The 13305-nt window shown below is 46.1% G+C and carries 9 protein-coding genes; 1 reads left to right on the forward strand and 8 read right to left on the reverse strand.

Features of this window, described 5'->3' with window-relative positions; translation table 11 throughout:
• Window positions 1–2 precede the first annotated feature (2 nt).
• From AC6I8W_RS01830 to AC6I8W_RS01860, 7 genes are all read right to left on the reverse strand, one after another.
• Window positions 3–818: a glycosyltransferase gene (locus tag AC6I8W_RS01830; RefSeq protein WP_497836738.1), complete on the reverse strand. Its 816-nt coding sequence runs from the start codon at window positions 816–818 to the stop codon at window positions 3–5.
• Window positions 819–846: 28 nt separating this feature from the next.
• A complete protein-coding gene (locus AC6I8W_RS01835) occupies window positions 847–1884 on the reverse strand; it encodes a glycosyltransferase family 4 protein (RefSeq protein WP_497836739.1) in 1038 nt (345 codons plus the stop codon).
• A gap of 30 nt (window positions 1885–1914) precedes the next feature.
• Complete coding sequence (locus AC6I8W_RS01840) at window positions 1915–3129, reverse strand: hypothetical protein (RefSeq protein WP_497836740.1); 1215 nt, start codon at window positions 3127–3129, stop codon at window positions 1915–1917.
• Window positions 3130–3185: 56 nt separating this feature from the next.
• Window positions 3186–4046, reverse strand: coding sequence for a glycosyltransferase (locus AC6I8W_RS01845; RefSeq protein WP_497836741.1), 861 nt, complete (start codon window positions 4044–4046; stop codon window positions 3186–3188).
• Window positions 4047–4138: 92 nt separating this feature from the next.
• Window positions 4139–6289 (reverse strand): polysaccharide biosynthesis tyrosine autokinase, encoded by a 2151-nt coding sequence (locus tag AC6I8W_RS01850; protein WP_497836742.1) that lies wholly within the window; start codon window positions 6287–6289, stop codon window positions 4139–4141.
• A 240-nt stretch (window positions 6290–6529) separates the two neighbouring features.
• Window positions 6530–7273 carry a hypothetical protein gene (locus AC6I8W_RS01855; RefSeq protein WP_497836743.1) on the reverse strand — a complete coding sequence of 248 codons (744 nt, stop codon included), beginning with the start codon at window positions 7271–7273 and terminating at the stop codon, window positions 6530–6532.
• Between the two features lie 45 nt (window positions 7274–7318).
• A complete protein-coding gene (locus AC6I8W_RS01860; RefSeq protein WP_497836744.1) occupies window positions 7319–9529 on the reverse strand; it encodes a polysaccharide biosynthesis tyrosine autokinase in 2211 nt (736 codons plus the stop codon).
• A gap of 1246 nt (window positions 9530–10775) precedes the next feature.
• Between AC6I8W_RS01860 and AC6I8W_RS01865 the strand changes: the two genes are divergently transcribed.
• Window positions 10776–12308, forward strand: a complete 1533-nt coding sequence (locus AC6I8W_RS01865) for a methyl-accepting chemotaxis protein (protein ID WP_497836745.1) — start codon at window positions 10776–10778, stop codon at window positions 12306–12308.
• Here AC6I8W_RS01865 and AC6I8W_RS01870 read toward each other — a convergent pair.
• The gene (locus AC6I8W_RS01870) at window positions 12305–13264 is read right to left on the reverse strand and encodes a cupin domain-containing protein (RefSeq protein ID WP_497836746.1); all 960 of its coding nucleotides are present in this window, start codon (window positions 13262–13264) and stop codon (window positions 12305–12307) included. The two genes, AC6I8W_RS01865 and AC6I8W_RS01870, sit on opposite strands and share 4 nt — an antisense overlap.
• Window positions 13265–13305 lie beyond the last annotated feature (41 nt).

Below are 13305 nucleotides of genomic sequence, written 5' to 3' on the forward strand. Positions count from 1 at the left end.
ATTTAAACTTTAGCTCTGTCTACACGATACAGAAGCTCAAGAAATTTCTCTGGTGCAACTCGGGTGGATACCCGAACAAGAAAAGCCGCAAGGTTGTTAGCTATTGATGCTGTCTTCAATTTACGTTTTAAGTTAAAAAGAGACACTTCACTTTTAATGTAGTTAAAACCTCTGCGCTTCTTCAACATGCCAGAGCCTGCCCGCACATTCAACAAAATATCTGTTAAGTTATGGGTGGTGAAATTCCCTGCGATTATTCTTAACCACAGGTTGTAGTCTTCCATAAAGAGATGGTGTTGATAGCCCCCAACTTTTTCCACTACGGATTTTTTAAACAGCACGCTCATATGATTAAACGGGTTTTTGAAACGTGAAAACTGTTTAATGTCATCATGCAGTTCCGGTAAACGTTTAAGTCGATGTTGACCTTCCTCATCAAACTCAATCACGGAGGCTCCCAATAACGCCACATCGCCATTTTCTGCCATATAGGCCATTTGCCGCTGGAATCGATGAGGAAGACATATGTCATCGGTATCCATTCGGGCAATGTATTCATAGGAGCAATGTTTCATCCCTTCAGCCAGCGCCAACCCCAGCCCGATATTGTTTTCCAGCTGGACCCGTCGGATGGGAAGTAAACTTTCCCAACGTGAAACCACGGACTCCAGTAATGAACCCACTGGACCATCCATCACCAGAACAATTTCTGTTGGCTGAAGGGTTTGCTGTTCCAGACTACGAAAACAACTATCCAGATTTTCTGCACTTTCCTTATAGTACAAGGACATCAACACGGAAAAATGTTGCTGTAACATAAGTCACCTTTTGCTGTGTGTGAAAAAATTATATTTTTTGATAAAGTTCGCTATAGCTAAGTGCCATTTTTTTTGCCGAGTAATTTTTTAAGTAATTATTTTTTGCGTTATCTGCCAGACTGGATTTTTCATCAGACAGGTAGTACTCATTCAGGCAGCAGATCAATCCATGTGTTGTTTTGTTAAATAAAAAACCACTTTTTTCTTCAAATGCGTTATGTACCTCTTGATGAGGTTCAATATCTGAGCAGATAAATGTCTTACCTGAAGCCATTGACTCAATCAGTGCGAGTGGCAGACCCTCAGCATGAGATGCCGAAATAAAACAATCAAAATCCTGGTAAACAGCGTGTGGTTGGTCAGTACTACCATGAAAAATGATTTTTTCATTATTGAATTCCTGGCGTAGAAATGCTTCATCGGTGCCTGCACCAATAATATGCAGCTGTGCATTTTTTCCCTGACACCATCCACTAAAAGCCTCAAGAATTTGCTGAACATTCTTTCTTTTGTTAAGTACGCCTAAATAAAAATAGTGAACCACCTTGTCATGATTCTGATTTTGCAGGAGACGTGGCTGTTCCACGCCATTAGGAATAGCGGTAACGTTATGCATCGCATGATAATTTACGCAATGCTTCATAACGGCATAGGAGCAGGCTACTTTATGAAAATGACGAATCATATAGCGTCCGACCAGACCTTCGAGCATGCCTTTAACAAATCCCTTGGTCTGAACAAAGTCCACTTCAAAATAATTATGTATTGTTGTGACTTGTGGCACTGAAGCGAATGATAAATAATTAAATATATCCGAGACGGTACAGTGGCTATGGATCACTGAAAATCCGCCTTTACGGATAAATCTCAATATCTGTAATACTGCGGTCCGTTTGAATAAGGTGATCTTAGCCCGCGTAGCGAATTCATCTTTTCGTTCGCCGTCATTAAGCGCCAGAACTTCTATGTCATAAAACTCTGGCAGGTTTTTGATAATATTGAGACAGACATTGACCGGTCCCGCATTTTTTAAACTTGGGACAATAAAAAGGATCTTATTTTTCATTTTTCTGTGTCTTTTAAATGAGTAATGAAGTTATCGGTGTTTTATCCAGTAGCCGTCATAATCAATATCATTGAGATATTTCTCAAAATCCCGTTCGGAGTAATTCATCAGAAAAACCGGGCTTGTCCAGGCATAAGACCATAGCCCACCCATCGATAACGTCCTGCGTTGCGTATAAATATTAATGATCAGCAGGCTAAGCAGCGCAAAGACGACAAGGTAATTTCTGAGAAGAATGCGAAATTTTTCCGAGTCAAACCCGGTTGCAAATAAATAGGTATAACAAATACGGATTGCCAGCAGATACTGAGCAATGTTGAGATAGCGACCCATAGCGGTATAAGAGATAGACATGATGAAACAGCAAGGAATGAACATATTCAAAAATCTATCGAAACCTTTCACCTCTCCTTTGCTCAAAAGGTAGAAAAAGAAAGTGGCCAATCCGAGCGAGCGGGTAATAATGGCGACGAAAATGGTGTTGCTATCATTCGGCGTCGCACTAAAAGTACCATCAACATAGCCATCCATTGCGTAATCGCCAATGCCCATAAAAGATAAGCTGGGCAGAATCGAGCGTAATGCCACTGAACTCAGCAGCCAGAAGAAAATGCTCAATGGCAAGACAAATTTCTTTTCAACTTTAAAAAATAAACTTGCCACAAATACAAGCAATACAAAAGACATAGAGAAATGCATAAGTAGCGCAAGCACCACAAATACACCACAGCGTAATTTACTTCTGCTGAAGTAGCAGGTGACGGCATAGATCATAAATACCAGTGCCGTACCGTAGCGGATGCCAAGGACGAGATTTAAAATATTCAGTGCCGAAAAAACCGTAAAATAGGCGAGGGCAAGCCTGGTCGAGGAAATATCTCGGTTTTCTCTTCCCGCATTTTCTATCAGCGTTACATTACGGAATGCTGCGAGTAACAAATAACACATCACACCACCGTAGAACGCAGGAATGAAAAAGAAAGGAATCTTCAGTAGCTGAAAAATCCATCCATTAACATAAAGCAGGATATCCGTATGGGCGCTGGCAATATCAGAAAAATTCGTACCAGGACCATAGGCATGGATCTCCAGATAGCGCCTGTAGAGATCGCCTAGCGGCGGAATTTTGATCAGCAGAAAGAAATAGAACATCGACATCACAAAAAAAGGTAGCCGATTCATGCCTTTTTTATCCAGCGATAAAAAGGAAAGAACCAACCCACCTAATGGAATGGTCATGCTCATCGCTAAGCTCAGGGGCATTAGCTTATTCATTCTCATCATAATAATGCGACCCTTGGTTATTGTTTCTGAGAGCGGATGAACTTTCTGACTTTATGTTTGGTAAGGATCAGCAGGTTATCAATGCTGGGATAGTTGAAGAATTCCTTAAAATTGATTTCATCCTTTCTATTCAGCTTGTCTTGAAAATAGAGTGATTTCAGATGCTGACGACTCAGAGAAGGTTGATGCGTAGTGATGAATTTCTGATAACCCTGCCATGCCTTACTACCAGTAGTAATACGAGGTCGGTCATCCTCAATATTCACGACGTAGCTGGCATCATCGATTCTGTAACAGGAACCATACTGCATGATCATCCGATACCAGAGATCATAATCTTGCCAGGCGGGGAAGTTGATATCAAAGCCACCAATATTCTTCATCATACGGGTTTCGATGAATACCTGGTTACCTACCCAATTTTTAAACCCCATCATATTTAGCGTGACATCACCGACATAACTCTTCCATTTTTTTTCAATGTCACGGTTTTTGAAGATCATGTTGGCGCAAAGAAAGGGTTTATTCAGTCTTTGGCTGGCTGTGACGAAATTAGCTATTCTCGTATTCAGAAAATAGTCATCATCATCAAGACCAGTAATAAATTCACCCCTGGCAATCGCAATGCAACGATTACGGGCATGACAGGCTCCCATCGGTACATCATTTTTAAGATAAACGATGCGACTATCCTGTCTTTGCATCTTCATAATTACCCATTCGGTGTCGTCTGATGAACCATCATCACAGATAATAATTTCCAGGTTTTTATAGGTCTGGTTTTGAACAGATGCTATTGCGCGTTTAACCAGTGACGAGCGGTTGTGCGTCGGGATATAGACCGTCACTAATGGTTGTGCGGCGTGCTTAGCATTCATGATGCGATCTCCTGGGGAATATGATGGACATCCCACTTCGTGTGAAATGTTAAAGTTTTAATTGGCTGCGTCAGTATGTGTGAATAATATTTTTATCCTTGCCTGGCGGACTCATAAGCATATTGGATATCACTGTAACGGTAGTATCCCCAGGAACGGAGTTTTGTCCCATTCAGAATGCATCCATTAATATTTATTCCGTTGCGTTCAAAACGACGTTGACTAATTTCGATTTCTTTAAGGGTGTTTTTATCACAGCGCACCACCAGCATGGTTGTTCCGGCATAAGCGCCGATAATTTCAGCGTCAGTAACCGCCAGCACTGGGGGGCTGTCTACCACCACTAAATCATAATTTCTCTCAGCCCAGCGCATCAATTCGCCAAACCTTCTGCTCATCAGAAGTTCTGTAAAACCCTCATTGATAGTGCCACGACCAATAAAGTGCAGGCTGTTACTTATCGTTAGCGGCTGGGTTGATTCAATGGGATTATTCGTAGCCAGAATGTCAGATAACCCTGATTTTTCCTTAACATTAAAAATATGGTGCGCAGTGCCTCTTCTTAAATCGGCATCAATCAGCAGCACTTTTTTTCCTGTTTGAGCCATCACCGCACTGAAATTGGTGCTGACGAAAGTTTTTCCTACACCGGCGCTGGCGCCCGAAATCATCAGAATATTGTTACGTGCTTCCAGCATGGCGAAATGTATATTGGTTCTTAAACTGCGCAACGCTTCGATTGCCAGGTCAGTGGGGTTTTCCCGCACAAGGAAGGCTTTTGCCAGTTTGTAGATATTTTTCTTGTTGCTTTTCTCGAGCCAGAGAGAAAATGGAATGCTGGAATAAACGGTCATTCCACGTTCTTCTAATTCCTCAGACGATTCCACCGTTTTATCCAACGCGAATCGAATAAAAATAATGTTTGCCGAGACCAAAAGACCAAGTAACAAGCCCTGAATAATGGTGATGTATTTATTCGGTGAAACCGGTTCAGGATCATCAAGCGGATGGTCGAGCACGCGCGCATTACCAATTGCACTGGAGACGGTGATTTTCAGTTCCTGCTGTCTGGACAGCAAGTGCATATAAAGTACTTGTCCAGAATCAACATCCCGGGTCAAACGCAATATTTCCTGCTGGACGGCTGGCATTGCCGATATCTTCTCTTTTAGCCCATCTCTGGCGGCCAGCAACGTATTGCGTTTATCCAGCAATGTTTTATAAACCGGATGACCTTTGGTATAGAGTTGTGAGATGTCAGCTTCGCTGATGGTTAGTTCATTAAGTTGATTATCAATATCTACCGATTGATCAAGAACCGACTGCGCTTCCAGCGGCAGGTCAACGGTGCCGTTTTTCTCCCTGGCGGCATTGAGCTTATCTTCATTGCGGTCTAACTCACTGCGCACTGCTGGCAGTTGCTGGTTCAAATACATCAGACTCCGGCTGTCCTGTGCAACCTGCTCGCTGATATTCTGGCTAAGATAATGCGCAGCGATATTATCCAGCACCCGCATGGTTTCGTGTTGATTTTCGCCGGTCAGCGTCAGCCTGATGATGCTGCTGTTGATTTCAGGATCCTGTACTGTCAGCTGATGCTGAAGTTTGTCGATGGCATCCAGTCTGGAGATAAAGGTTGCTGTGAATTGCGCACCGGGCAGCGCGTTAATACTGCCAACCAGAATCTTCATCCCTGCGTGTTCAAAAACTTTGCCAGTTTCTGCCACAAAAGAGGCATTGTTCCAGCCAATTTGATAATGGTGGTTATCAATGACGGTTAATGTCACCTGTTCGGTGTTTTCGTCAGTGGTGCCAGGCAGATAAAGTTGGTTAACATCGATTTTCCCAGTGGACTTTCCTGTCAACTTTGCCAGGGCCGCGCCAATAATCGTCATGTGTTTCGGCTCCACAACGACCTGTAAATTCAGGTCATCAACCGTTGCACCGAGGATATTTCTTGATTGCAGCAACTTCACATCAATCGCAGAGACGGGTTTACCCTCAGGCAGCTTACTATTCTGGTTAGCCAAAATGGCGTTGGTGCGTGCTGGCTCCACCTGAATAAGCGCATTAGCCTGATAAATAACGGGCGTCAATAATGTATAGGCCCATGCCAGCAGCATAAAACTGAGGGTGATAACCAATATTAAAAAACGAGAGTCGAGTAGTTCTGCGAAGAGTCTACTTGCATCGACCCCTTCTTCGTTATCCATTAGCATGCTTACAACGGGTTTCATGGCCATGGTTTTTATCCTGTTACCTTGATTCAGAAGTTACAGGCATAGCCCGCGCCAGACGATTGACGGAGAGAGACGACATTCAGATTGAATGTGTATGCGCTGCTGTAAAATAGTCATATAAAGTAAATCCAAAAAAATAAAATAATGGGCTATGTGTTTTGCGTTATTTATACAAGGATGTTAAAAGTAAAAATGTCCTGGAAAATTTTCTGTCGCAAAATTCATTATTGTTTTTTACGCATTTCAATAGCGAAATCTACTCATTTTTACTGATAAGAAACTATCGCGGAGTTTATCTAACGTGCGCCATTTGCTGGTTAATCCCTGAGACTGCACAAGAGCATAATTCAGGGAATTAACAACCTGTATCGCGACATTAATTTTTTCCGTCTTCAACATTTCTAGCCGGCTAAAGAACCCGGTATCGCATCCGTTTAATGCAAATTGACCGTCGAATACCTTCATGTTTTTTGCGGAAAACTTCTCGATTAATGAGCGATAGATCACCAGACCTAACCCTAATGATTTAACGCTGCTTTCCGTGTTGATGTTGAAACCATCGGCAGCGTTACACACCGACTCATTGATTATCGGATAGTAAACTCGGCCATCGAGCCGCCCACGAATACTGGGTATTTGTAAATCCACACCTTGCTTATGGTAGCGATCCAGACGTTTTATATATTCTTTGTTTAGTGTGCTGTCATCATCGCAAAAGATAAAACGGTCATAGGTTTCGTTTTTGTTGATGACATTGTTACAGACTTCTCCCAGTGGTAGATCACCAATCGACTCTTTGATATCAATGTTATTGACACAAAAACCCAGCGTGTGAATGAAATCTTTATCAAATTGCAACGGGTTTGGCCCCCGGTTGATGATCAGGAGGTCGGTATCCGCATACGATTTATTCATCATGCCATTGAGAATGCGTGAGTCTTTATAATTTTTACCGCTTAAAATTACAACGAAGATTGTTTTACGCATAGGAAAACCTTTAACTATTGAGTTTAGCGTTTAAAAGCACCCTTGTTATTCCGAGGGGGTTTTCATTGACTCAGTTCTGTCATCTTTTTTTTCATCTGCATAGACGTAATTATATTGATTATATCCATAGACATAATAATTACTTGCCTTGTTGAGCACGCTATTAAGAATACAACCTTTGATTTTTACTCCCACCTGTTCGAAACGTTTGATACTGACTTGTACTTCTTTGATCGTATTGACTTCAAATCGTGCAACCAACATCGACGTCCCGGCATAACGTCCAATAATTGCGGCATCGGTTACCGCCAGAATCGGTGCGGTATCAACAATCACCAGATCATAATTATTTGATGCCCAGGTCAATAGCGCTTCGAATCTCTGATGCGAAAGTAATTCTGCCGGGTTTGGTGGAACACTTCCGTGTGAAATAAAATCGAAGCCTGCACCAGAAATTTTTTTGTCTAAGTCAACCGCGCTGACCTGTCCAGAGATAATGTCTGATAGCCCTTTCTCTCCACGATAGTTGAACAGCTTATGGGCATAACCTTTGCGCATATCGGCATCAATAAATAACACCCTCAGTCCAGACTGCGCGACAACTGCGGCTAAGTTACTGGCAATAAATGTCTTACCCGCACCTGGTGTGGCGCTGGAGATCATTAATACGTTGTTTCTGGCTTGCAGCATCGCAAAGTAAAGGCTGGTGCGCAGACTACGCAATGCTTCGATAGCTAAATCAGCCGGGTTATCGATTGCCAGGAACTTGCTCTCAGAAACCAATTTTTTGTCGCCGAAGCGCTTTGCTGTCCTGCTATAGTTCTGCTTATGCAACCATTCGGACACCGGCACACTGGCATAAACACTGACACCCATGTTCTCCAGTTGCTCAGCTGATTCAATTGTCCGGCGTAACAGCATTTTTCCGGCAACCAATATCAGCGATAAAATAACGCCGGCTACCAGACCGGTCGCTACCATTTGTGATTTATTTGGCAGAACAGGGAATGGCTGGGTCACCGCAGTGTCAATAATATGTACATTGCCGATGATGCTTGATTTTGCCACACCCAACTCTTGCTGACGGTTAAGCAACTGCATGTAAATAGCTCGCCCGGAGTTCACGTCAAGACTCAGACGCTCAACTTCCTGCTGGGTCGCAGGCATCGTGGAAATACGCGTATTCAGGTTGTCGCGTGCCTGCAATAAGGTCTGGCGCTTTTCCAGCAACGTTTTATAGGTCGGGTGATCTTTGGTGTATAGCTGCGAAATTTCAGCTTCCCGGAAAGTCAGTTCATTCAGCTGACTATCAATATTCACCACCTGATCCAGTACGGCCTTGGCCTCCAGTGACAAATCCACCGAGTCTTTCTGGCGACGATACAGATTCATTTTGTCTTCTGCTGCATCGAGATCGCTACGCACCTGGGGTAGTTGCTGATGCAGAAAATCAAGGCTGTTGGTATCTTCAGCCCTTTGCCGGGCAACGTTCTGTTCTAAATAGTTCTCGCTGATAACGTTCAGGATCGTAGCGGCCCTGTCTTTGTCCTCACTACTCAATGTCAGCAGCAGGAGTCCGGTGCGCTTGCCCTGATCCTGAACATCGAAGTCATCCTGCAGACTGGCAATGGCCGCCTGGCGCGAAATATATTGCACGGTGAATTGCGTACCTGGTTGGGCATGCATGCTATCGACATTCAGTAACACACCGTCACGGGTGATGGGGCTACCCACTTTGCCATAGAAGTGGAGATTATCGTTCTCGACAAGAAAGCGCTCCTTATCCAGAATTGTTATTGTCACGCGCGGGGATTTAGCCTCTGTGCGCGGCAGATATAATTGATTGATGCTGAGTTCCCCCGGCACCTCTCCCGTCAACCTGGCCCAACCCCGGCCAAACAGCGGAAAATATTTCTGGCTAATGACGGCCTGTAAGTTCAAATCAGTAACGGTTTTGCCGAGGATCATGCGTGATTGCAGCAAGGCAATCTCGGGTGCGGAAACCGGCTCCCTATCTGGCAGTATTTGGCTGATGTCATTAAGCAGCGTATTCCCCTGTTTTTGCTCAATCTGAATCATCGCATTCGCCTGGTAAACTGGCGTGATGAAGAGAGCGTAAATAATCGCCAGCAGGGTAACGGCGCTGGTCACCCCAATAATCAATTTACGATGATCAAGCAATCCACCATAAATGCGCCCCAAATCGATTTCTTCTGATTTAGCGGTGACGATTTTATGTTTAATCGTAGTTGTCATGCCATGATTCCTGTGAAATCTACCAGTGAGCCTTTCGGCCCAACATTTACCGGTCTGATCAATAAATTGACAGACAGCGTAAAAAGCTCCGCTATAGCAGCACATCATTCCTGCCAGTACGGTATTGGTATTTTCAATTTCGCTTTATCTGCTCGCTCTATTTATTATTGGCCCTGAATAAACCTGAGTGATCAGCGTTGCAGGTAAGGAAAAATGCGTGAATATCCATAACGTTACATATGAAGGTGTCTGGAGTGAGCATTGGGTCACAAATTGACAACTTAATGTAAGATGGGACGCATCGTTATTATCTTTTTTGATAAATGCAAACCATAAATTGGTTTATAGAACGATACGAAAATTAGATATCGTCATAATAATTTCCTTACACGAAAGCATCTTTTTCATGCTTAGTAATATCTTCCAATTGGGTGTAAAGGAATATAGCTTATTTCTTAAAATTCGGGTGCCTCAGCGTGAATAGAATTCTCGTCTAAGAATTTGGCTATTCATTTGTGATTGGCTTATTATTTCTGCTTAACAATAATTTTTCGTTGTGTAAATCAGTTAACTTAATAAGCATCAGTTTTTATTGAAATGATTTTTCTCTGTGTCTGTGGGCTTCGGATTATGGCTATTTGACCGGGTTGCGTTAAGGGCATTCTCTCCTGGTAATCATTCACACGCCACGTAGATTTCTTGCGTGGGGAGTTCAGTAATTATCTGATAGAAATTGTGATGCAGAGGTGTTAGGTCATGATTTAACAGGGAGTTAAAACCTGGTTGGCAGGCTGCGAGTAATATGGCGATCCAGAGCCAGTAATCATCTGCGGATTTAACCTGCATGACTGACCAGGTAGCTGAATATATTCATCTGGATCGCTGTCTTGCGATATATATTACTGGACCTAAAAATGATGTTTTTCACAGGAAGCGGTAAAGCATAAAGGGGAGTGGAGAGGCGGTAGCATGATTCATCGCGTGCCTTTCTGTTTGGGGCAACTGTCGATACCCGCATGTCGTCAGGCAGGGAGAGCCAATTTAGCGAGTAAGATATTGATTTCATTTATCGTAACTAAAATTCTATCGATAATTTACGAATGACAGAAAGCTGCACGCCAGCATATCCTGCTTGATTCGAGTCGAAAATTATAAAGCCACGCTAAAGTAAGGTCGTTTGCCTGCCGAAAAGATAAAAAAGCGTTATCAATTTTTCTCCCTCTGCGGGCCTTGCAAGGACTGACTCATGCGTAATAACCAGCCCATCACTCAGCGCGAATACGTCTTTGACGATCATGCCACATTGATGTCCACCACCGATCTCAACAGCTATATCACCTACGCGAATGACGCTTTTATCGAAGTCAGCGGATTCAGCCCGGAAGAGGTCAATGGGCAGCCGCATAATATGGTGCGCCACCCGGATATGCCGCAGGAAGCTTTCGCGGATATGTGGGCAACGTTAAAGCAGGGGGAACCCTGGACTGCGCTGGTGAAAAACCGTCGAAAAAATGGCGATCATTACTGGGTACGCGCCAATGCTATTCCGGTGGTACGTGAGGGGCAGGTGCAGGGTTATATGTCGGTGCGGACCAAACCGACAGCAGAGGAGATTCGTCAGACAGAAGCGCTGTATCGCGATTTCCGTGAAGGGCGCGCCAAAGGGCGACGCTTTCATAAAGGGTTGATTGTTGGCCGGTTCAGTGCAGTACTGAAAACCCTGCCGCTGCGTTGGCGTATTCGTTCCACGCTGACGGTGCTGCTGCCGTTGTCGGTGCTGAGTGTCTGGCTGCTGGGGATGACACCGCTGGCTATCGGCTGCTTTAGCGGTGGCATGGCGGCGTTGTTGTTGCTGACCAGTTTGTGGCTGGAACAGCAAATTTCACGTCCGATAGAGCACATGTGTCGCCAGGCATTGAGCGTGGCAACCGGGGCCAGCCATAAAGTGGAGCAGATGGACCGGGTGGATGAAATCGGCGTCACGCTGCGTGCTATCGGCCAGCTCGGTTTGATGTTTCGCTGGCTGGTCGATGATGTCAGTGGTCAGGCGATCAACGTGCTGAGTGCCAGCGACGCCATTGCGCGCAGCAACGATGAATTAAGCCGTCGCACTGAACAGGCTGCCGCCAATGTGCAGCAAACCGCTGCGACCATGAACGAGATGACCGCGACGGTAAAAAGTAACACCGAGACCGCCAGCGAAGTGAATAACCTCTCCGTCAACACCAGCCATTCGGCGGTGAAGGGCGGCCAGGTGGTGCAGGAGATGGTAGGGATGATGGCTGAAATCGCCGACAGCTCGAAGCGTATCGCTAATATCACCAGTGTGATTGATAGCATTGCCTTCCAGACCAATATTCTCGCTCTGAACGCCGCCGTTGAAGCGGCACGTGCCGGTGAGCAGGGGAAAGGGTTTGCCGTGGTGGCCGGTGAGGTGCGAAACCTGGCGCAACGTAGTGCCACCGCCGCCAGCGAGATTAAAAACCTGGTGGAGACCAGTGCCAGCCGCGTGCAATCAGGTAGCGAGCACGCCGATGCTGCCGGGCGCACCATGCAGGAAATTGTTGAACAGGTGCAGCACGTCACTACGCTTATCGCGCAAATCAGCGGCGCCACCGCAGAACAATCCACTGCGCTGAGTGAAGTGAGTGGGGCGGTAGAAGATCTCGACGACATCACCCATCAGAATGCGGCGCGTGTGCAGGAGGGGGCGGAAGCCTCAGGACGCATGGCGCGTCAGGCGAACCGCCTGGTGGAAGCGATCAGCGTATTTCGTTAAACATCAGGCAGCATCTCCCGTCGGGCGCGCAATGCGCCTGGAGATTGCCCGACAATACGCTTAAACGCCCGACTGAAGGCCGCCAACGAACCGTAACCGAGGTGAAAGGCAACGCTTTCCATCGCCTCGCCCTCGTTGACGATACGCTGCACCGCCAGCCGCATACGCAGCTCGGTGAGGTAGCGCAGGGGCGTCATACCGGTGGCTGACTGAAAGCGTGCGGCAAACACCGAGCGCGAGCTACCGGATGCACGCGCCAACCGTTCGACAGTCCAGTTTTCCCCCGGCGCACGATGCATGGCGGCCATCGCCTGACTGAGACGCGGATCGCGCAGCGCCTGCACCAGGCCACTGCCTTTGCCGCACCCATTCTCGACCCAGCCACGGACAATTTGCGCCGCCACCACATCTGCCAGCCGTGACAGAATCCCGGCGAAGCCTGCCTGCCGTTGGCGCGTTTCACGTTCCATCGCATCAAGAATGGGCTGGATTTCCGGGTATTGCGCCAGCAGTGTGCTGACCAGCATCACGTCCGGCATGGTGTGCACCAGCGGCTGCATGCCACCCAGCTCAAACGCCATACAGGCGCTGAACAGCACCACGTCGGTGTTATCCACGCACTCGCCCTCGGCACCATCAATGGCACACACGCTGGCGCAGATGGGTTTGCTGTTAAAGGTGCTGATGGGTTCGCAATGCACCTCTTCGCTGGAGATCAACGCATGCGGTCGACCATGGGGGATCAACAAGGCATCTCCCGCCTGAAGTGGATAGATCGTCCCGGAGGCGGAACGGATCAACAGCGATCCGCGCCCGACAAAATGCAGCTGTGCCCGGCCTGGCGCGTCGTCATAACGCAGGCCAAACGGGGCGTTAAGGGCGATACGTTGATATTTGACGCCGTACAGGCGCATACCCATCAGCAGTTCGCTGGTCAGATCTTCATAGCGGCTCATACGATTCCAGACGAATTATCAAAAAACAAAGTTTCTGTATC

The sequence above is a fragment of the Pantoea sp. X-Soil-TKNS-1211 genome, assembly GCF_059730495.1.